At 41.3% G+C, this 22093-nt stretch carries 17 protein-coding genes; 4 read left to right on the top strand and 13 right to left on the bottom strand.

Features of this window, described 5'->3' with window-relative positions; translation table 11 throughout:
• Positions 1 to 708 (bottom strand): ABC transporter ATP-binding protein, encoded by a 708-nt coding sequence (locus M1F74_RS00225; protein ID WP_247945954.1) that lies wholly within the window; start codon positions 706 to 708, stop codon positions 1 to 3.
• 286 nt (positions 709 to 994) lie between these two features.
• Between M1F74_RS00225 and M1F74_RS00220 the strand changes: the two genes are divergently transcribed.
• The gene (locus M1F74_RS00220) at positions 995 to 1477 is read left to right on the top strand and encodes an S-ribosylhomocysteine lyase (protein ID WP_247945953.1); all 483 of its coding nucleotides are present in this window, start codon (positions 995 to 997) and stop codon (positions 1475 to 1477) included.
• 59 nt (positions 1478 to 1536) lie between these two features.
• On the opposite strand, the gene M1F74_RS00215 is transcribed toward M1F74_RS00220, so the two are convergent.
• Positions 1537 to 3642 (bottom strand): ATP-dependent Clp protease ATP-binding subunit, encoded by a 2106-nt coding sequence (locus M1F74_RS00215; protein ID WP_247945952.1) that lies wholly within the window; start codon positions 3640 to 3642, stop codon positions 1537 to 1539.
• A 397-nt stretch (positions 3643 to 4039) separates the two neighbouring features.
• Entirely contained in the window at positions 4040 to 6355 is a 2316-nt protein-coding gene (pflB, locus tag M1F74_RS00210; protein ID WP_247945951.1) for a formate C-acetyltransferase, read from the bottom strand.
• Between the two features lie 237 nt (positions 6356 to 6592).
• Between pflB and dinB the strand changes: the two genes are divergently transcribed.
• Positions 6593 to 7654, top strand: coding sequence for a DNA polymerase IV (dinB, locus tag M1F74_RS00205; RefSeq protein ID WP_061588726.1), 1062 nt, complete (start codon positions 6593 to 6595; stop codon positions 7652 to 7654).
• Positions 7655 to 7687: 33 nt separating this feature from the next.
• Here dinB and M1F74_RS00200 read toward each other — a convergent pair whose 3' ends face one another.
• Together M1F74_RS00200 and M1F74_RS00195 are read right to left on the bottom strand one after the other, a co-directional pair.
• The gene (locus tag M1F74_RS00200) at positions 7688 to 8533 is read right to left on the bottom strand and encodes an undecaprenyl-diphosphate phosphatase (RefSeq protein ID WP_247945950.1); all 846 of its coding nucleotides are present in this window, start codon (positions 8531 to 8533) and stop codon (positions 7688 to 7690) included.
• 59 nt (positions 8534 to 8592) lie between these two features.
• Positions 8593 to 10485: a DUF2207 domain-containing protein gene (locus M1F74_RS00195; RefSeq protein ID WP_247945949.1), complete on the bottom strand. Its 1893-nt coding sequence runs from the start codon at positions 10483 to 10485 to the stop codon at positions 8593 to 8595.
• Positions 10486 to 10615: 130 nt separating this feature from the next.
• Here M1F74_RS00195 and M1F74_RS00190 point away from each other — a divergent pair, with 130 nt between their 5' ends.
• Positions 10616 to 12184: an ABC transporter substrate-binding protein/permease gene (locus tag M1F74_RS00190; protein WP_247945948.1), complete on the top strand. Its 1569-nt coding sequence runs from the start codon at positions 10616 to 10618 to the stop codon at positions 12182 to 12184.
• Complete coding sequence (locus M1F74_RS00185) at positions 12181 to 12921, top strand: amino acid ABC transporter ATP-binding protein (RefSeq protein ID WP_000193353.1); 741 nt, start codon at positions 12181 to 12183, stop codon at positions 12919 to 12921. Before M1F74_RS00190 ends, M1F74_RS00185 begins: the two co-directional genes overlap by 4 nt.
• Before the next feature lie 92 nt (positions 12922 to 13013).
• On the opposite strand, the gene M1F74_RS00180 is transcribed toward M1F74_RS00185, so the two are convergent.
• The 8 genes from M1F74_RS00180 to rpsG all read right to left on the bottom strand — a co-directional run bounded on the left by M1F74_RS00180 (position 13014) and on the right by rpsG (position 22089).
• Positions 13014 to 13229: a hypothetical protein gene (locus M1F74_RS00180; protein ID WP_000241003.1), complete on the bottom strand. Its 216-nt coding sequence runs from the start codon at positions 13227 to 13229 to the stop codon at positions 13014 to 13016.
• 106 nt (positions 13230 to 13335) lie between these two features.
• Entirely contained in the window at positions 13336 to 14232 is an 897-nt protein-coding gene (locus tag M1F74_RS00175) for an SPFH domain-containing protein (RefSeq protein WP_000244066.1), read from the bottom strand.
• An 82-nt stretch (positions 14233 to 14314) separates the two neighbouring features.
• Positions 14315 to 15565 carry a threonine ammonia-lyase IlvA gene (ilvA, locus tag M1F74_RS00170; protein ID WP_247945947.1) on the bottom strand — a complete coding sequence of 417 codons (1251 nt, stop codon included), beginning with the start codon at positions 15563 to 15565 and terminating at the stop codon, positions 14315 to 14317.
• Positions 15566 to 15644: 79 nt separating this feature from the next.
• Positions 15645 to 16667, bottom strand: coding sequence for a ketol-acid reductoisomerase (gene ilvC / locus M1F74_RS00165; RefSeq protein WP_000290683.1), 1023 nt, complete (start codon positions 16665 to 16667; stop codon positions 15645 to 15647).
• Between the two features lie 90 nt (positions 16668 to 16757).
• On the bottom strand, positions 16758 to 17234 hold the full coding sequence (ilvN, locus tag M1F74_RS00160; protein ID WP_001253806.1) for an acetolactate synthase small subunit: 477 nt from the start codon (positions 17232 to 17234) through the stop codon (positions 16758 to 16760).
• Positions 17227 to 18927, bottom strand: coding sequence for an acetolactate synthase large subunit (locus M1F74_RS00155; RefSeq protein ID WP_045617707.1), 1701 nt, complete (start codon positions 18925 to 18927; stop codon positions 17227 to 17229). Before M1F74_RS00155 ends, ilvN begins: the two co-directional genes overlap by 8 nt.
• A gap of 330 nt (positions 18928 to 19257) precedes the next feature.
• Positions 19258 to 21339 carry an elongation factor G gene (gene fusA, locus M1F74_RS00150; RefSeq protein ID WP_000090342.1) on the bottom strand — a complete coding sequence of 694 codons (2082 nt, stop codon included), beginning with the start codon at positions 21337 to 21339 and terminating at the stop codon, positions 19258 to 19260.
• 279 nt (positions 21340 to 21618) lie between these two features.
• Positions 21619 to 22089 carry a 30S ribosomal protein S7 gene (gene rpsG / locus M1F74_RS00145; RefSeq protein WP_000087873.1) on the bottom strand — a complete coding sequence of 157 codons (471 nt, stop codon included), beginning with the start codon at positions 22087 to 22089 and terminating at the stop codon, positions 21619 to 21621.
• Between the last annotated feature and the right edge of the window lie 4 nt (positions 22090 to 22093).

Here is a 22093-nt window from a genome sequence, read left to right as displayed (position 1 = left end):
TTAAACCTCCTCTGTCAAATCAAAGAAGAGATCTTCTAGACTGTCTGAATCTTGCAGCACCTCTTCCAATCGTCCCTGCTCAATAATTCGCCCATGATGAATCAAGACTACATCATCTGTCACCATTTGCACCTCTGATAGGATATGGGAAGATAGAAGTACCGTTTTCCCTAAATCAGCCTGCTGACGGATGAACTTTCTAAACCACTTAATCCCACTTGGATCCAGCCCATTAGTCGGCTCATCTAATATAAGAAACTGAGGATCACCCAGCAAAGCTGCTGCCAAACCCAAGCGTTGACCTTCCCCCAGAGACAGGCTTGATAAGAAATCCTTTTTCTTATGAGCGATCCCAGTCATCTCCAAAACCTCATCAATCCGAAACTTCGGAATAGCATTACTTGCAGCAATAATATGCAGATGGTCGTAAACCTTTCTATTTGGCAGACCTCCAATACCGTCAAAAGCTGCACCTACTGTTTTGAGAGGATAAATCATTGACTGATAGGTTTGTCCATCAAAAGTCGCAGTTCCTGCTGTCGCCCAATCGAACCCCAAGAGAATCCTCAAGGTCGAACTTTTCCCTGCACCATTTGGGCCTAGAAAAGCTGTAATCCGACCGCTTCTAGCTGTAAAAGAAATATCTTCTAAAATCTGCTTGCTGCCATGCTTTTTGCAGACGCCTTCTATTTTCACCATATGTTCCATACTGAACTCCTTTATCTTTATTTTCTCCAGTATACCCAATCTAGTTCAGAATTAGTTCAGAGATTAAACAGAAATTTCAGAAAAAGTTGATCCACTTTTCAAAAGTCGCTCTAGCTTCATTAGAAAGAACTCAGTTTTTCTTTTCCTTTACTCCATTCTTTTTTATAATTCTGAGGTTTATGTATAGAGACTTTATTATCATTCTAGTGCCAAAAAGTCATTTATCAAACTCCATCAACAGCACCCTTTATGTTATAATGAAAGAAGAAAACTGAAAGGAACTACCATGTCAAAAGAAGTTATTGTTGAAAGTTTTGAACTTGACCACACCATTGTTAAAGCCCCCTATGTTCGCTTGATTGGGGAAGAAACAGGGCCAAAAGGAGACATCATCTCCAATTATGATATTCGCTTGGTGCAACCGAACGAAGACTCAATCCCTACCGCTGGCCTTCACACTATCGAACACCTCTTGGCAAAACTCATCCGTACCCGAATTGACGGGATGATTGACTGTTCGCCGTTTGGCTGCCGTACAGGTTTTCACATGATTATGTGGGGACGCCATACCAGTGCTGAAATTGCAGCCGTTATCAAGGATTCGCTCAAGGAAATCGCTGAGACTACTACTTGGGAAGATGTCCCAGGAACAACCATCGAATCTTGCGGGAACTACAAGGACCACAGCCTCTTTTCAGCTAAAGAATGGGCGAAACTCATCCTGGAACAAGGAATCTCAGATGATGCCTTTGAGCGCCATATCATCTAAACACAAAAAGGAACCAGCTTTTAGCTAGTTCCTTCTTTTTTTATTCTCAAAATCTTGAGTTAGGCTTTTTCACGAATGACCAAAACGCCATCTTCCATATCTGCTTCCAGATGTTTAGCATCTAGATGATCCAAGTGGAAATCTGTTACCTTATCACGAATTTGTTGTTCAACCACACGACGGAGAGGACGAACACCCATGACTTCGTCATAGCCTTCTTCTGTGATAAAGTCCTTAGCTGCTTGGCTAACTTCCAAATCAATGTCTTTCTTAGCCAAGGTTTGGTTAACTTCAGCCAACATCAAGTCCACAATCTTAGAAAGGTCTTCCTTATTCAAGTGTGAAAACTCGATAACTGCGTTAAAGCGGTTAAGGAATTCTGGACGGAAGAAGGGTTTCAAACGATCCATTAATTCTGGTTTGTCTGCATCTTCTGTCAAGTTAGCTTCATAGCCAAATCCAGCATTTGATGTTGCGATAATGACCGTGTTCTTGAAGTTCACTGTATTTCCTTGACCATCAGTCAAACGACCATCATCCAAGACTTGGAGGAGAAGGGTGATTACTTGAGGATCAGCCTTTTCAATTTCGTCCAAGAGAATGATAGAGTAAGGATTGCGGCGAACACGTTCTGTCAAAGTATTGCTATTGTCATCATAACCCACATAACCTGCTGTTGTACCGATTAACTTAGAAACAGCTGTACGGTCACTGTATTCAGACATATCCAAACGAATGATAGCGTCCTTGGTTCCAAACATATCGAGCGCCAATTGCTTAGCAAGCTCGGTCTTCCCAACCCCAGTAGGCCCTACAAAGAGGAAGCTACCGATTGGGCGATTGCCTTCATCAAAACCAGCACGGTTACGACGGATGGCACGAGCGACAGCTTCTACCGCCTTATCTTGGCCAATAACCTTGTGTTCCAAGCGATGAGCCATATCTTTCAAACGTTCGATGTCTGATGCTCCCATTTGTGACACTGGAATACCTGTCATTCGTTCCACAGATTCAGCCACATCGTTGACACTTGCAGTCACTTTCATGTCTTCTGTGTGGTTTTCGATTTTTTTCTCCAATTCTGCAATGCGTGTTTTGGCATTAAGAGCTGCTTCAAAGTCTTCTGCCTCAACTGCTTTTTCTTGCTTGTCTTTTTCTGCCTCAATTTCACGTTCAACAGCATGCACATCTGTTACAGGATGTTGAGCTGCCAAGTGAGCAGCCGTTACATCAACAAGGTCGATAGCCTTATCTGGCAAGCTACGTTGAGGAATGTATTGGACAGAATAATCAACTGCTGCTTTCAAGACTTCGTCTGGCAAGATGACATTGTGGTGTTGTTGATAGAGATCACGAATCCCTTGAAGGATTTTAAAGGTATCCTCTGCTGAAGGAGCATTGACCTTCACTTCGTTGAAACGACGAGCAAGAGCTGCATTTTTCAAGATGGTGTTACGGTATTCGTCTTGAGTCGTTGCCCCAATAACGGTCAACTCACCTCGAGAGAGGGCTGGCTTGAGAATATCTGCAAGCCCTTTAGATCCACTGTCTCCACCAGTGCTACCAGCACCAAGGATTTGGTGAATTTCATCAAAGAAGAGGATAATATTTCCTGCTTCTTTTACTTCATTGACCAAGTTTTGAACGTTTTCTTCAAAGCTACCACGGTATTGAGTACCAGCCTCAAGACCTGAGATATCAATAGAAATAATTTCCTTGTTCTTGATGGCAGCTGGAACATCTCCATTCACAATAGCTTGTGCTAGACCTTCGACAACGGCTGTCTTACCAACACCTGCATCTCCGACAAGTACAGGATTGTTCTTGGTACGACGTGAGAGGATTTCAGCTGTTTCTTGAATTTCCTTGTTTCGTCCGATAACAGGATCCAACTTGCCCTCGCGAGCTTCTGCGGTCAAGTTTCGACCTAGTTTAGCAAGGACACCGTCTTGTTTCATACCTGAAGCGTGTTGTTGCATTTGCGCATCAGATTCTGCATTTCCTGGTAATTGACCAGTTGCACGATAATGAGCAAATTCCTCAGGTGTCACTTCTCGTCCATTAATCAAGTAGCGACGGTTTTCAGAACTATATCCTCGCATACCACCCATCAATTGGTTAAATAAATCATCCATGTTGTTAAAGTTATTAAAGTTGTTGTTCATATTCTTTACCTCGTTTATTCTTAATTATTTGCGATATCTGATATTGACTATCTTTGACCTTTGTTTTAAAAATTTTAGACTAGCTAACTAGCTACCCTACGTATAATTTCTGGTTTTTCTTTCTTAAATAAGCCTTTTATCATTTTCTTTTCAAAGTCTGTTAGATTTAACATAGGCCTCACCCCTTTCTAGGGTATCTATTATACATTTTCAAGAAATAGAATCATTGAAAATGAGTTTTTCTAAGGAAGTCATTTTCCTTATGTTTCTACTATATCACATTAGTCAGTAAAAGTCAATAAATTTTTGACTAAATTTGACTATTTTTTTAAAAAAGTTTTTAAAACACAAGAAAACCAGTTAGATTAACTGGCTTTCTTTCTATTCTAATTGAATATTAGCTCAATGCATCATCCATTGAAAGAACTTCGTGGAAGACACGTTGTGTTAATTCAGTTTTTTGTTCTGGAGTAAGGTATTTAGTATTTACACAGTATCCTGAGATACGAACGATGACATCTTCGCCATTCATAATCTTGTCATAAACATCTTTCAAGTCCATTACGTTCAAGTTACAGTGTTGTCCACCGTTTTCGAAGTAACCATCAAGGATTGTTACCAAGTTGTCCACTTGTTCGTCACGAGTTTTACCAAGAGCACGTGGAGAAACTTGAGTTGTCAATGAGATACCGTCAGCTGCGTAACCAAAGTCTAGGCTAGCAAGTGAGTTCAAGTTTTGCAACCATCCACCTTTAGCTTTGTTAGATGGGTTAGCACCTGGTGAGAAGAACTCAAGTTTAGACAAGTTCACAGAACCATCTTCGTTGAGGTATACGCCTTTGTGGACTGGTGAGTTACCAGTTTGTTTAGAGTAAGCAACGTTAGATGTGATGGTCAAAAGTGATACTGTGGCTTCTGCGTTCTTGTAGAGTTTGTGGCTACGTAGACGAGTTGTGTAAGCTTCGATCAACCATTCTGCCAATTCGTTTGAGCGTGGATCATCTTCACCCCAACGTGGGTATTCACCGATTGTTTCGTAATCGTAGATGTAGCCATTTTCGTCACGGATTGGTTTAACTGTAGCGTATTTGATTGCTGACAATGTATCAACAGTGTTGGAAAATCCACAGATACCGAATCCCATGTTTGCACGTTGTTTAGTTGGCAAGAAGGCCATTTGAACAGCTTCGTAGTTGTACTTATCAGTCATGTAGTGGATGATGTTCAAAGCATCTACGTAAGTGTCAGTCAACCAGTCAAGAGATTTTTCAAAGTTAGCTCTAACTGATTCGAATTCAAGAACTTCGTCACGGATTGGTTCGATGTCAAATACCTTGTAGTCTTTGTGAACATCGTCGTAACCACCGTTCAAACCAGTAAGAAGGGCTTTCAATACGTTAACACGAGCACCGAAGTACTGGATGTTGTGACGTTGTTCTTCATTTTCTGGGTCAAGTGGAGATACACAACATGAGATACAGCTCATTTCACCGTATCCGTCTTTAGCCATTGTTGTAACACCTTCATATTGGATTGAAGAGTGTTTGTGGCTCATGTGCATACAGTAACGACGGAAGCTATAAGGCAATTTGTCAGTCCAAAGAACTGTCAAGTTTGGTTCTGGAGAGTTACCGATATTGTCAAGAGTGTTCAAGAAACGGTAGTCCATCTTAGTAACACGGTGACGACCGTCGTTACCCATACCAGCCATAGAAGTTGTGATGAAGGTTGGATCACCTGAGTACAATTGGTCATAAGCTTTTGTACGAGCAAATTTAACTGTACGAAGTTTCATAACGAAATCATCAACGAATTCTTGAATTTCTGATTCAGTAAATGTACCACGAGCAAGGTCACGTTCTGCAAAGATATCGAGTACGATTGGCACACGTCCTAGAGATGTTGCAGCACCGTTGATAACACGGCAGACAGCCATGAAGGCGATGTTCACCCATTGGATAGCTTCTTTGACGTTCATCGCTGGTTTGCGAACGTCAACACCGTAAAGGTCACCCAAGCGAACAACTTGTTGCAATGCTTGGTATTGAAGGTTTACTTCTTCGCGAAGACGGATTGTTTCTTCATCAATCTCTTTAATTGCATTCCAGTCGTTTACTTTTTCTTGCATCAAATAATCTGCACCGTAAAGAGCAAGACGTGCGTAAACACCAATGATACGTCCACGAGAGTAGGCATCTGGAAGACCAGTTACAGTGTGAGCGTGACGAGCACGACGGATGTTTGAAGTGTAAGCACGGAAAATACCGTCGTTAACTGTTGTTACGTATTTTGTGAAGATTTCGTGAACAGCTGGATCTGGTTCGTATCCATTTTCTTTCAAAGTAGTTTCAGCCATACGGATACCACCTTTTGGCATGAAGTTCAATTTGAAGAGTTCATCGTTTTGGATACCGAAGATCAATTCGTTTTCTTTGTCGATAAATCCAGCAGGAATATCAGCAATAGATGTTGGACGAGTGTCCATTGGGAAACGAGTTTCTTCGTAATGTGCTTTTGTTTCTTCTACGATTTTTTTGATGTGAAGTGAACGTTCTGTTGGTCCAGCAAGGAAACTTTCATCTCCATCGTAAGGTGTATAGTTAGCTTGAACGAAGCGAGAAATACTTGCTTTTTCTTTCCAATCTACGCCTTTGAAGCCTTCCCAAGCTTTATCAAAAATATCTTGTGCTTCAACAACTGTCTTAACAACCATGTTAATGTCCTCATTTTTCTTTCTAGTAACAACTATCTGTTACATTCATAAGTCAAGTATACCACACAGTAACCGATTTCAACAAGGAGAAAACAGCCTTTTTAGCGCTTTCTTTTATAATACAGGCTGTTTTTTGATATTATCTGTATTATATTTTTGAAAGTTAGACTACTCTTTTCCATTTTTTCAGAAAAAACGGTATAATGAGAAAGAAAATACGGCTAGAAAGGAAGCTAAATGCTCATATTTCCATTGATTAATGATTTGTCTAGAAAAATCATCCATATCGACATGGATGCCTTTTTTGCTGCGGTGGAAATCAGAGATAATCCTAAGTTAAAGGGCAAACCTGTCATCATCGGGAGTGACCCCAGACAAACAGGTGGACGTGGTGTCGTTTCTACCTGTAGCTATGAGGCGCGAGCTTTTGGTGTTCATTCAGCCATGAGCTCTAAAGAAGCTTATGAGCGCTGTCCCCAAGCTATCTTTATCTCAGGAAATTATGAAAAGTATAAGACTGTGGGACTTGAGATTCGTGCTATTTTTAAACGCTACACTGATTTGATTGAACCTATGAGTATTGACGAGGCATACTTGGATGTAACGGAAAATAAACTCGGTATCAAGTCAGCTGTCAAAATAGCCCGCCTCATCCAACAAGATATCTGGCAGGAGCTACATCTGACTGCTTCTGCAGGCGTCTCTTATAACAAATTCTTAGCTAAAATGGCTAGTGACTATCAAAAACCACATGGTTTAACAGTCATCCTCCCAGATCAGGCTGAGGATTTTCTCAAACAAATGGACATTGCTAAATTTCACGGTGTGGGCAAAAAAACAGTTGAACGGCTTCATGAAATGGGCATTTATACTGGTGAAGACTTATTGGACGTCTCAGAAGTCACTTTAATCGATCGGTTTGGTAGACTTGGTTTTGATCTTTATCGAAAGGCTAGGGGCATTCATAATTCACCGGTCAAGGCCAATCGTATTCGCAAGTCCATTGGCAAGGAAAAAACCTACGGAAAAATCCTGCAAGTAGAAGAAGACATCAAAAAAGAGCTGACTCTTCTCTCAGAAAAGGTAGCTCACAATCTCAGCCAACAAGGCAAAGCTGGAAAAATCATTATCCTAAAAATACGATATGCTGACTTCTCTACTCTAACTAGACGAAAAAGCCTCCCACAAGCAACACAGGATGCTAGTCAGATTTCTCAAACTGCCCTTCAACTCTACGAGGAACTAGCTGAAAAAGAAAAAGGCATTCGTTTGCTAGGAGTCACAGTAACAGGATTTTAAAAAGCTTGAAGGAAGATTCCCTCAAGCTTTTTCTTATACAAATAAACGCACAAAACTATAGAGCAACAAGACACTACCGAGTACGATACGGTATTTACCAAAGAGGGTAAAGTCGTGCTTCTTCACATAGCCAGTCAAGAAGCGAATAGCAACCATGCTGACCGCGAAGGCAACACCCATAGCAACCAAAAGCAGGAATAGTTGTCCAAAACTCAAAAGTTGACCTGCTTTTATAAATTTAAAAATCTTTAAAGCACTAGCCCCAAACATAACAGGAATTCCGAGATAGAAGGTAAACTCTGTTACGACAGAGCGACTCGTTCCATTCAACAAACCACCAACGATAGTTGCACCTGAACGGCTCGTTCCTGGAAAGAGAGCGAGGACTTGGAAGAGCCCAATGTAAAGGGCTGTTTTATAAGGCAACTTGTCTAACTCTGTTACTGTTGGTTCAATGGCTTGCGCCTTGTTTCGTTTTTCAAGATAGATAAAGGCAACCCCATAGATAATCAACATGATCGCAACCGAAACCATGTTATGGAAGTTGGCATCAAACCAATCATCTAATTTAAAAACCAATAGCAAAGGCAAGGTTGCAACGAAGACTTTTGACCACAATTGCCAAGTTCGACGGACTTCGACCTTAGTTTTACCAGGTTTGAAAGGATTGAGCTTGTTAAAGTAAATGACCATAACCGCTAAGATAGCACCGAGCTGAATGACAACATTAAACATGGACATGAAGGCTTCATTTTGGTCCTTGTATTGTACAAATTCTTCAACCAAGATCAAGTGACCCGTACTTGAAATGGGCAACCATTCTGTAATTCCTTCAACAATCCCAAAAAAGATCGACTTCAAAATTTCAATAAGATACATGTATTACTCCTTTTTCTGTCTTCTATTATAGCATAATTTCGGATTCTGCGATAGATTTTTTAGAAAGCACCGATGCTACCACCGCCTCCGCCTCCTGAGAATCCTCCACCTGAAGAACCACTTCCAGAAGAGACGGAGTAATTGCTTGCTGTATTTGCAATACTAGCATAGTGGCTCATTTGAGCAGTTGAATGGTAAAACATACTGTGCCAGCCATAAGCTACATAAAGATTGATATCTGGGTTCTCGACTTGAATCTGATAAGATCTCATCAAATGGCTCACCTTGTCCGCATAACCAAATAAAGTAGCATAAACAAGGAGACGATTCCAAACAACAATACTTTCTAATGCTGCCTTGTCTAGATGGGCGATATCGCGAAGCATGTTTTCAAAACTAGTCCAGAGATAGTACGCTTCTAGTCCTTCTTCGTTTAAAACACCATCACGAGTATCAAATCGGGTTGTCCAATAATAGACGGCAGCTAACATCAAGCTCACAAACCCAAGGATAGGAAGTGGCAGGGAAAGATACCCGTGAGCATCCAAACTATACAAGAACCAGCCAAAACCAACGAAAGCAGGTAGAAGCGTAGAGACACCTATCGTCAATCGCAGGATTTTTTCCCCATTACTCAGTGGACGATAATAATCTGGAAGTTGCAAAGAAGAAACCCGCTTTCTCACCCCATCCTGCATCTGCTTCAGAGCTTGCTCGAAAGAAGACTTAAGCTTACGTCCCGTTTTCTGAATTCGTTTTTCATCAGCTGCTTTTGCACCTTGGTAAAGACTAGTTGACACTTGGTAATCTGCAAACAAATCTGAAACAAGCACTTCTTCTCTTCCTGAAAAGGCCAAATTAAGGCAATCCTTTTCAAAACTTGCCAATCCTTTTTCTTTTACGACTTTTAGACGGACCTCATCTCCATTTGAGATGATCGAAACATTTCCACGGTCAATCACATCCAACAAGGTTGCCTGAACGAGTTGGTCAAAGGTGAACTTCCCTCCTCCCTTGGTCAAGGGGCTGACTTCCTCTAAAGAAGTGGAGTAAACAGCTTCCGATAAAACCATCGGTTCTAAGTTCATTGGCGGTTCATAGAGACGGTGATTTTTGGCATATTTCTTCGATGGAGAGGTTTTTCTTCTGTAAATGCAGTAGAAAATAACACTAAAGACTAAAGAAAGCGAGAGTAGGAAAGGGATAATCCACGTAACCAGATCTTTGCTCTGAGCTTTTTCAGCAGTAATGGACTCCTCTATTTTTTCAAATTCTGCTAAACGATTACCTTTCAGTCCCTGATTCAAAGCTGTTTCAAAATCTTTTCTAGGCCAATAGGCATGCAATTCAACTCCACGCTGACGAGGTAGGTTCTGTAAATAAACACGATAACCACCATCTATCTTCTCTACTTTGCCCTCTGTAAAGAGTTTCCCTGTATGAAAGAAAAGTTTTTCAGCTCCATTAAAGCCCTTTACCCGAAACTCAAAATTTTCGATAGGTTCTGAACTATCTGTCAAAGGCTGCCAATTTAGCTCAGCGATATCCTTGTATAAGAAGAGAAGATTTGATAGTTTCCAGATGACCGTCACCCGAACAGTATCTCCGGCATATCCAGCATTGTAAATTTTTACCTTGTAGCCGTCCTCTTCCTCCATAGTATAGAAGGAAACATTTTGAATAATTTGCCCATTTTTAGACACTTGAACGGTCGGGTCCGGATCAATGTCAAATCCTTCTGGCATTTTCCCAGCTTTTCCTAGTCCAACTAGCTGGCCATTATAATCATCTCCAAAACGGTAGGTGATTGTTTCCTTAAAAATCGCAGTATTATCTGCATGAATATTCAAATCTCCCTGATAGGATAAAATATCAAAGTCTACTGCAAAAACTAAGCTCGGTATAAATAATAAACAAGCAAATACCAAAGTCACCAGCCATCTTTTTTTCATAATCGATTCCCTTTCAATCTTTTCACCATTATATCATTTTTTATAAGTAAAGGCTTACTTGTATTGAAAATCTCACCATTTTTAGATACAATAGAGAGAAGTCATTTTTAGACTAGAAATAGGAGAAAACATGAAAAAATTATGCTTATCTATTCTTGCTAGCCTAGCCCTTACATTAGGACTGGTTAGCCAAGTCCAAGCCGACGAATATTTACGCATCGGGATGGAGGCAGCTTACGCTCCCTTCAACTGGACCCAAGACGACGATAGTAATGGTGCTGTCAAAATCGACGGTACCAACCAATATGCCAACGGCTACGATGTTCAAATCGCTAAAAAAATTGCCAAAGATCTAGGTAAGGAACCTTTGGTCGTGAAAACCAAGTGGGAAGGACTTGTTCCAGCCCTTACTTCTGGCAAAATCGATATGATCATTGCTGGTATGAGCCCAACCGCTGAACGTAAACAAGAAATTGCTTTTTCAAGCAGTTACTATACTAGCGAGCCAGTTCTATTGGTCAAAAAGGACTCTGCCTATGCAAATGCCAAATCTTTGGAAGATTTTAGCGGAGCAAAAATCACTTCTCAACAAGGTGTTTACCTTTATGATTTGATTTCTCAAATTCCAGGTGCCAAAAAAGAAACAGCTATGGGGGACTTCGCTCAGATGCGTCAAGCTTTGGAGGCTGGTGTTATTGATGCCTATGTTTCTGAACGACCTGAAGCAATGACCGCTGAGTCTGCTAACGCTAAGTTCAAAATGATCCAACCCCAACCAGGTTTCAAAACTGGCGAAGAAGATACAGCTATCGCCATTGGACTTCGTAAAGATGACAGTCGTATCAGCCAAATCAATGCGAGTATTGAAACCATCTCTAAGGATGAGCAAGTAGCCCTCATGGATCGTATGATTCAGGAGCAACCTGCCGAAGCCACAACAACTGAAGAAAGTAGCAGTAATTTCTTCAGCCAAGTTGCTAAAATTCTTTCTGAAAACTGGCAACAGCTCTTGCGTGGTGCTGGTATCACTCTTTTAATCTCAATCATCGGAACTATCGTAGGTCTCATTATCGGTCTTGCCATTGGTGTCTTCCGTACGGCTCCTCTCTCTGAAAACAAAGCCATTTACAGCCTACAAAAACTAGTCGGTTGGATTCTCAATGTCTATATTGAAATCTTCCGTGGTACACCGATGATTGTTCAATCCATGGTTATCTACTATGGGACTGCTCAAGCTTTCGGTATCAATCTCGACCGGACACTGGCTGCTATCTTTATCGTCTCAATCAACACGGGTGCCTATATGACAGAAATCGTTCGTGGCGGTATTCTAGCAGTTGACAAGGGGCAGTTCGAAGCTGCAACTGCTCTTGGTATGACCCACAATCAAACCATGCGTAAGATTGTCCTTCCTCAGGTTGTCCGTAATATTCTACCTGCTACTGGTAATGAGTTTGTCATCAATATCAAAGATACCTCTGTATTGAACGTTATTTCAGTTGTCGAGCTTTATTTCTCAGGAAATACTGTAGCGACGCAAACCTATCAATACTTCCAGACCTTTACCATCATTGCAGTGATTTACTTTGTCCTCACCTTCACTGTGACCCGTATCCTACGTTTTATCGAACGCTATATGGACATGGACACTTACACTACAGGTGCTAACCAAATGCAAACGGGGGATTTGAAAAAATGACACAACCAATCCTTGAAATCAAACACCTAAAAAAATCCTATGGGCAAAACGAAGTGCTAAAAGACATTTCTCTCACCGTCCATAAAGGAGAGGTTATTTCCATCATCGGAAGCTCGGGAAGCGGAAAATCAACCTTCCTTCGTTCAATCAATTTACTCGAAACACCTACAGGGGGAGAGATTCTCTATCGCGGAGAAAATGTTCTGGAAAAAGGCTATAACCTCACCCATTATCGTGAAAAGCTCGGTATGGTTTTCCAATCTTTCAATCTCTTTGAAAATCTGAATGTCCTCGAAAATACCATCGTTGCCCAAACGACAGTACTCAAACGCGACCACTCTGAAGCTGAAAAAATTGCCAAAGAGAATCTCGAAAAAGTTGGTATGGGAGAACGTTACTGGCAAGCCAAGCCTAAACAACTTTCAGGTGGACAAAAGCAACGTGTAGCTATCGCTCGTGCACTCTCCATGAATCCTGACGCCATTCTCTTTGACGAACCTACATCTGCCCTTGACCCCGAAATGGTCGGGGAAGTCCTCAAAATTATGCAGGACCTAGCTCAAGAAGGCTTGACCATGATTGTTGTAACCCACGAAATGGAATTTGCTCGCGATGTTTCCCATCGTGTCATCTTCATGGACAAGGGAATCATTGCAGAAGAAGGTAAACCTGAAGAACTCTTCACGAACCCTAAAGAAGAACGGACAAAAGAATTCCTTCAGCGTTATCTCAATTAATAAATAAAGACTGCATAAAGAATGCAGTCTTTTTAGTTTGTAATTGTAAAGAAAAGGCAGACTCGATTCAGGAATCTGCCTGTAACCACAGTTCAATCTTCAAATTTTTCATGATTTTTTTCATAGAAATCGATTAAACTAAGAGCTGTTTCAAATGAAATATTTTTAACTTTTGCGCGTCCTTGTGCTAGAGCAATGATAGACATTTCACGCGCATTCGTTTCTTTAGAGATACGGTAACCTGTGATCTTCTTATCACGAACCCAGCCAACAACTGCTTCTACCTTTTCAAAGTTTGACTTAACCATGTTCTTCTCCTGAATTATTCTTTACAATTCTTAATTGTATACGTTTTTATTTCATCTGTCAATAAAAAAACATATATTCGTCACAACTATATTATTCTGCATATTTTTATTTGGCTTTTAAAGCCGACAATATATGAGTTCTTATATCCTCAACTCCATTAGGATTTGCTGGTAGGAAGATTGTATTATTACCCTCTTTATCCGCAAAATTATTCAACGTATCTAAATACTGGTTCGTTAATAGGATAGACATGATTTGTTCTTCAGTCAGCTCAACATTAGCTCCCTTTAACTCTTTGATAGAATCAGCCAGTCCGTCAACAATCGCTTTACGCTGTTCTGCAATCCCTACACCATGTAGGCGATCTTTTTCTGCTTCTGCTTCTGCTGCGGTCACAATCTTAATCTTATCTGCTTCAGCAAGTTCTTGCGCCGCAACTCTCTTACGTTGGGCCGCGTTAATTTCATTCATTGATTGTTTTACTTCAGCATCAGGTTCAACCTTAGTAATCAGCGTTTTGACAATGATATACCCATACGTAGACATTTCTTCTGCCACTTGTTTTTGAACTTCTAAGGCGATTTCATCCTTCTTCTCAAACAACTCATCTAGGGTTAACTTTGGTACAGATGAGCGCAAAGCATCTTCAATATAGGATTTGATTTGGGCTTCTGGACGCATCAATTTATAATAGGCATCTGTGACATTGTTTTCATTCACTCGATACTGAGTTGCCACATTCATCGTTACAAATACATTATCTTGCGTCTTTGTCTCTACAACGATTTCACTCTGCAACAAGCGTAGTTGTACTCTTGCTGCAATTCTATCAATCCCAAAGGGAGCCCGCAAATGAATACCACTATTGCTCAACTTTTGGTATTTACCAAAGCGTTCTATAATAGCGACAGATTGTTGTCGTACCACATACACAGAACTAACTATAATCACCGATGCAATCACCACTAAAATCAATACAACAAGTAAAATTTGTAAAACCATGGGAATCTCCCCCTTTCATCACCCTCATTATAACACCATCGTTATCATTACGCAAATAATATGATAATAATTTTATTTTAGTTTAAACTAACATGTTATACAATGTTTCATTTCCATTCAAATTAATATAAGACGGGTCGAACTTTTCCATTCGATGAATCAATCCAGCATAATCATGCTTATTGGCAAGAGCTACCCCAATCAAGACAGGACCTGTCCCCTTGCTTGCTCGTTTGATATATTCAAAACGAGTGATGTCATCATTTGGCCCCAAAATGTCATTTACAAACTCTCGTAGAGCTCCAGGACGCTGTGGGAAATTCACTACAAAGTAATGCTTGATTCCATCGTAAATCAAGGCACGTTCTTCCATCTCTGGCATACGGTTGATATCGTTATTTCCCCCAGAAATGATACAACAAATCGTCTTTCCTTTGATATAGTCTGATAAAACTTCCAAGGCTGCAACACTAGCAGCCCCAGCTGGTTCTGCTACAATTCCTTGTTTGGAATAAAGATCAATCAAGGTTTCAGAAATCAAGCCCTCGTCCACCCCAATCAGCGTTTCAACATTCTGACGGGTCGCTTCATAGGTTAATTGTCCAACCTTCTGTACAGCTATCCCATCAGCAAACTTATCAATTTCTTTGAGTTTAACTGGACCTCCCGCCTCAAAGGCCGCCTTCATCGAACGGGCACCATTGGCTTCTACACCAATTACTTCGATAGCGGGATTGGTTTCTTTGATATAGGTCGAAACCCCTGCAATCAGTCCGCCACCGCCTACTGGTACAAGTACTGTATCAAAATTGATAGACTCTTTACGAGCTTCTTCAAGAATTTCATAAGCGACAGTCCCTTGACCTGCTTGGACATGAGCATCATCAAAGGGATCAATAAAGGTGCGGCTTTCAGAAACTGTAAATTCTTGAGCTGCTTTAGCTGAGGCATCAAAGGTATCTCCAACTAGTTTAATGGTCACAAAGTCTCCACCAAAAAAGCGGACCTGTCCAATCTTTTGTTGCGGTGTTGTGATGGGCATAAAGATGGTTGCAGGAATCTTCATCTCATTACAAGTATAGGCGACGCCTTGAGCGTGATTTCCTGCAGAGGCACAGACTACACCACGCTCACGTTCTTCTTTTGATAGTTGAGAAATAGCATAATAGGCTCCACGAATTTTAAAAGAACGAACACGCTGGGCATTTTCCTTCTTCAAATAAATCTTGGCACCATACTTCTCTGATAAATAATGATCATAATCAAGTGGAGTATTGACTACTACACCACTCAATACTTTGTGGGCTTTCACCACGTCTTTTGCACTTAGCATTGTCTCCTCCTCAAATACTGTTTAAGATAAAAAGCGAGTTAGGTACCCCCAACTCGCCTTCTGTTTTTCTTCACAAGAATTAGTTGTAGATTTTGAATGCGTCGTCGTCATTTTTACCAACGAATGGCATTGCTTTACGCAATTCAGCACCAACTTTTTCAATTTCAAGGTTAGCTGCTTGTTCACGGTAAGCAGTCAATTTTGGACGTCCAGCCTTGTAGTCATTTACAAAGTCATTTGCAAATTTACCATTTTGGATATCTGCCAAGACAGCTTTCATGTTTTCTTTAACTTGCTCAGTAATCACACGTGGACCTGATACATAGTCACCGTATTCCGCAGTGTTTGAAATAGATTGACGCATTTTCTTGAATCCACCTTCGTAGATCAAGTCAACGATCAATTTCATTTCGTGAAGAACTTCAAAGTAAGCCAATTCTGGGGCGTATCCTGCTTCTGTCAAGACTTCAAAACCTGCTTCGATAAGGGCAGTCAAACCACCACAAAGTACGGCTTGTTCACCAAACAAATCTTCTTCAGTTTCTTCTTTGTAAGTTGTTTCAAGCAAACCAACACGAGCTGCTCCAACACCTTTACACCAGTCCATAGCAATATTTTTCGCATTTCCTGTAGCGTCTTGGTATACTGCATAAAGAGCTGGAACACCAAAACCTTCTTCGTAAGTACGACGTACCAAGTGTCCTGGTCCTTTAGGAGCACACATGAAGACATCTACATCTGCAGGAACTTTGATAAATTCAAAGTGGATGTTAAAACCATGGGCAAATCCAACTGCATTTCCAGCTTCCAAGTTTGGAGCGATTTCTGCTTCATACAATTCTTGTTGGATTTCGTCTGGTGCCAAGATCATGATAACGTCAGCCAATTTAGTTGCTTCTGCCACTGTATAAGTGTCAAAACCATCTTCTTTTGCTTTGTCAAAAGATTTACCTGGACGTACACCGATAATGACATCACGACCTGAATCACGCAAGTTTTGCGCATGCGCATGTCCTTGTGAACCATAACCGATTACGGCGATTTTTTTACCGTCAAGCGCTGCTACTTTAACATCTTTTTCGTATTCCATTTGAACTGCCATAGTTTTTCTCTCTTTTCTATTATTTATTGCCTTTTAGGCTGGTTTAACAAATTTATGCTGGATTTTATAGTCAATGAAAATCAAAGAGTATTAGTCGCGGGTAAATCCAGTTGCACCCGTACGAGCGATATTTTTGATACCATATGGTCGAATCACTCGCAATAAAGCTTCACTCTTTTCAGCATTTCCAGTCATCTGAATAGTGATGGAGCTTGGAGCCACATCTACTACCGTTGCACGGAAAGGTTGGATAATGGCCAAGATTTCTGCACGCTTTTCAGCAGGAGCAGATACCTTCACCAAGATAACTTCTCTTTCCAAGTGTGGTTTATCTGTGATATCTCGAATGCGAATCACATCAATCTGACGATTGAGTTGCTTGATAATTTGCTCTACTTCATCGTGTGAAGCTACATCGATAATGATGGTAATCCGTGATACATCAGGATTCTCTGTCGCACCAACTGAAATACTTTCAATGTTGACCTGACGACGAGAAAGGACACCTGTAAAGCGATTGAGGACTCCCGAACGATTTTGTAGTTTTGCTGTTAACATTCTACGCATGGAACTTCACCCCCAACATCTCATGATTGCTCTTACCAGCTGGTACCATCGGTAAAACCTGTTCCTTACGAGAAATATCCACCTCGATAAACATGGGCACATCCTCCAGAATGACTTCTAGATCCTTCTCTAGCGTCTCCGGATTATCAAATTTATAGTTTTTGATGCCGTAAGCCTGTGCCATCAGCTGGAAGTCAGGAAGTGTATCAAAGACTGACTCGGAAGTTCTACCCTCATAGAAGGATTCCTGCCACTGACGAACCATTCCTAGTGAGTGGTTATTCAACATGACAACCTTAATCGGTACCTTGTAGATGTTTAGGATTGCTAGCTCTTGGTTGGTCATTTGGAAACCACCATCACCGACAAAAAGGATAACTTCTTTTTCCGGATTGGCAATCTTAGCTCCGATAGCTGCAGGAACTCCGAATCCCATGGTACCCAAACCACCTGAAGTGACTAACTGGCGCTCATTCTGGTAAGGATAATACTGAGCCGTCCACATTTGGTGTTGACCAACGTCAGTTACAACAATGGCATCCCCATTCGTCAACTCACCAATGCGTTCAATAACGGCTTGAGGTTGAACCACACGTTCTTTCTTATCATAAGAACGAACTCGATTCTTGTCCTTGGTAACTTTTTCAATCCACTTTTCAGTATTATTATGAACAGTTGGTTCTGCTAAAAGCATCTGCAAGGCTTTCTTAGCATCGCCCACCACAGGAATATCTGCTCTGATAATCTTGCCAATCTCAGCTGGGTCAATATCAATGTGGGCAACCTTAGCATTCTTCGCAAAGGTCTTAGGATTTCCAGTCAAGCGGTCATCGAAGCGGCAACCAATACTAATCATAAAGTCGGCTTCCGTCATTGCAATGTTGGCTGCGAAAGACCCGTGCATGCCCCCCATTCCTAGGAAGAGCGGATGACTCGTTGCAATCGTACCTTGTCCTAAAAGACTGGTCACGACTGGAATTTGGTAGCGTTCTGCAAACTCATTGAGTTCTGTAGCTGCTTCTGCATAACTAACTCCACCACCTGCTAATAAAACAGGTTTCTTGGCTTTTGACAATTGCTTCAAGATCTTCTTGATTTGCATGTCATTTGGCTCCAGAGTCGGCTGATAGCTTGGCAAATTCACTTCGGGTGAATAGATGAAATCTGTCTCTAAGGCAGATACGTCTTTTGGTAGGTCAATCACGACAGGCCCTGGACGACCTGTCGTTGCGATATGAACAGCTTCCGTAATGATGCGAGGAATATCTGCCGTCTCACGAACTTGGTAATTGTACTTAGTGATTGGCATGGTAATTCCCACGATATCCGCCTCCTGAAAGGCATCCTTCCCAATCCCTGCTCGCGCCACCTGGCCCGTAAAGACCAAAAGGGGAACGCTATCGCTCATGGCATCTGCAATCCCTGTAATGGCATTTGTAGCTCCCGGTCCACTCGTGACGACAGCAACACCCAACTTTCCAGTTGATTTGGCATATCCTTCAGCTTCGTGCAAACAACCTTGCTCATGGCGTCCTAAAATGTGGCGAATGCCTTTAAAATTATATATCGCATCATACAAAGGCAAGACTGCACCACCAGGATAGCCAAATATGGTATCAATTCCTAAGTCGCGAAGTGTTTCCAAAACTAGGTCCGACCCCGTCTTAGGAGATTCTAAACTGATTTTCTCCATTGTTCCCCTTTCTCTTCTCTTAAAAATAGCTTGTTACTATCATACCATTTTTTCAAAAATTTTCAAGACAAAAGAAGCAATTTTCTGAATTTTCTATCTAAAAGTGTATTTATGAACTTTTTTATCATTTTTATTAGCATATCATCAAAATAAGGAACTTTCCCTTGCTTTCATTTATTAAATCAGTCTAATTTCTTCGTACATGGGATGGAAGTTGGCAAGATTTTCATTTAATTCCTAAATTTCCATAATATATTCAGCAGATATGCGTGCAATAAAGGTAATAAAAAAGGAAGCCACCAAGTGACTTCCTTCTATTGCGAAGACAGATTATTCTTCACCTTTGTTTTTCTTAATGATTTCTTCTTGTACTGACTTAGGTACATCTTCATAGTGGTCAAATACCATCATGAATGTACCACGTCCTTGAGATGCAGAACGAAGAACTGTTGCGTAACCGAACATTTCAGCAAGTGGAACGTAAGCACGAACAATTTGGCTGTTACCGTGTGCTTCCATACCATCTACACGTCCACGACGAGCAGTTACGTGACCCATAACATCACCAAGGTTTTCTTCTGGAACAGTGATTGTTACAAGCATCATTGGTTCAAGGATAGCTGGTTGTGCAGTCTTAGCAGCTTCTTTAAGTGCAAGAGATGCAGCAATCTTGAAGGCAGTTTCAGATGAGTCGACATCGTGGTATGAACCATCGTAAAGTTTAGCTTTAACGTCAACAATTGGGTAACCTGCAAGAACACCGTTAGCCATTGCTTCTACAAGACCTTTTTCAACCGCTGGGATAAATTCACGAGGAACCACACCACCGACGATTGCGTTTTCGAATTCGAATCCTTTACCTTCTTCGTTTGGAGTAAATTCAATCCATACATCACCGAATTGACCTTTACCACCAGACTGACGTTTGAAGAATCCACGTGCTTGAGTAGAAGCGCGGAATGTTTCACGGTAAGATACTTGAGGAGCACCTACGTTCGCTTCAACTTTAAACTCACGACGCATACGGTCAACAAGGACGTCAAGGTGAAGCTCACCCATACCAGAGATAACTGTTTCACCAGTTTCAACGTTTGTTTCAACGCGGAATGTTGGATCTTCTTCAGCCAATTTTTGAAGAGCGATACCCATCTTGTCTTGGTCTGCTTTAGATTTTGGCTCAACCATCAATTGGATAACTGGTTCTGGAACGTCGATTGATTCAAGGATGATTTTAGCTTTTTCATCAGTCAATGAGTCACCAGTTGTCGTATCTTTCAAACCAACGGCAGCAGCGATATCACCTGAGTAAACAGTGTCGATTTCTTTACGGCTGTTAGCGTGCATTTGAAGGATACGTCCGATACGTTCACGTTTACCTTTAGAAGTATTCAATACGTATGAACCTGATTGAAGAACACCTGAGTAAACACGGAAGAATGTCAAACGACCTACGAATGGGTCTGTCATGATCTTGAAGGCAAGAGCTGCAAATGGCTCTTCATCAGATGCTGGACGAGTTTCTTCTTCATCTGTATCTGGGTTAACACCTTTGATTGCTGGGATGTCAAGTGGGCTTGGAAGGTAGTCGATAACCGCATCAAGCATCAATTGAACACCTTTGTTTTTGAAGGCAGAACCACACAATACTGGGAAGAATTCAACATTGATAGTAGCTTTACGGATACCCGCTTTCAATTCTTCGTTAGTGATTTCTTCACCTTCGAGGTATTTCATCATCAAATCTTCATCAGTTTCAGCAACTGCTTCGATCAATTTTTCACGGTATTCTTGTGCTTGTTCAAGATATTCAGCTGGAATATCCTCTTCAAGGATATCTGTACCAAGATCGTTTGTATAGATTTCAGCTTTCATCTTGATCAAGTCGATGATACCACGGAAATCATCTTCAGCACCGATTGGCAATTGGATTGGGTGTGCATTTGCTTGAAGACGGTCATGAAGTGTGCTTACTGAGTAAAGGAAGTCAGCACCGATTTTGTCCATCTTGTTGGCAAATACGATACGTGGAACTCCGTACTCAGTTGCTTGACGCCAAACTGTTTCAGTTTGAGGCTCAACACCTGATTGTGAGTCAAGAACGGTAACCGCACCGTCCAATACACGAAGAGAACGTTGTACTTCGATTGTGAAGTCCACGTGCCCTGGTGTGTCGATGATGTTTACGCGGTGGTTGTTCCATTGAGCTGTTGTCGCAGCAGATGTGATAGTGATACCACGTTCTTGCTCTTGCTCCATCCAGTCCATTTGTGACGCACCTTCGTGAGTTTCACCGATTTTGTGGATTTTACCAGTGTAGTAAAGAATACGCTCAGTAGTTGTTGTTTTACCGGCATCGACGTGAGCCATGATACCGATATTACGAGTTTTTTCAAGTGAAAATTCGCGTGCCATGAGGTTTGTTTCTCCTATTTATTTTTGATTTCTATTCTATTATAACACGATTTTAATAAAAACGGATAGGCAGGACCTACCCGTTCTCAATGTTTATCTTGTTTTTGTTGGTTTCAACTTGTAGACAAGTTGAATTGAACTCGGGCTAAAAGCTCAAGTTAGCTGATTTGAACCCGAGCGAGGCCCGGTGCAAAAAAGATAAACTGCTTTGTGTTCACGGAACACTGCATCAGTTTCCTATTTTTGCCTTGGGCCTTTACCGCTCTTAGTATCATTTTATTACCAACGGAAGTGTGCGAAGGCACGGTTAGCTTCAGCCATACGGTGAGTGTCTTCACGTTTCTTAACTGCTGCACCAGTGTTGTTCGCAGCATCCAAGATTTCTTTCGCAAGACGGTCTTGCATTGTGTGTTCACCACGAAGGCGAGCGATGGTTACCAACCAACGAAGTCCAAGTGTTGTACGACGTTCTGGACGAACTTCAACTGGGACTTGGTAGTTAGATCCACCAACACGACGTGCACGTACTTCAAGTACAGGCATGATGTTTTCCATAGCTGTTTCAAATACTTCAAGTGCATCGTTACCAGTAGCTTCTTTGATTTGCTCAAAAGCACCGTAAACGATTGAAGCAGCTGTACCACGTTTACCATCAAGCATAACGCGGTTGATAAGACGAGTAACTAGTTGTGAATTGTAAAGCGGATCTGGCAATACGTCACGTTTTGGAGCTCTATTTTTACGACTCATTTCT

Source organism: Streptococcus oralis, assembly GCF_023109315.1.
Taxonomy (GTDB): domain Bacteria; phylum Bacillota; class Bacilli; order Lactobacillales; family Streptococcaceae; genus Streptococcus; species Streptococcus oralis_BS.
This window is presented reverse-complemented; position numbering and strand designations above follow the sequence as displayed.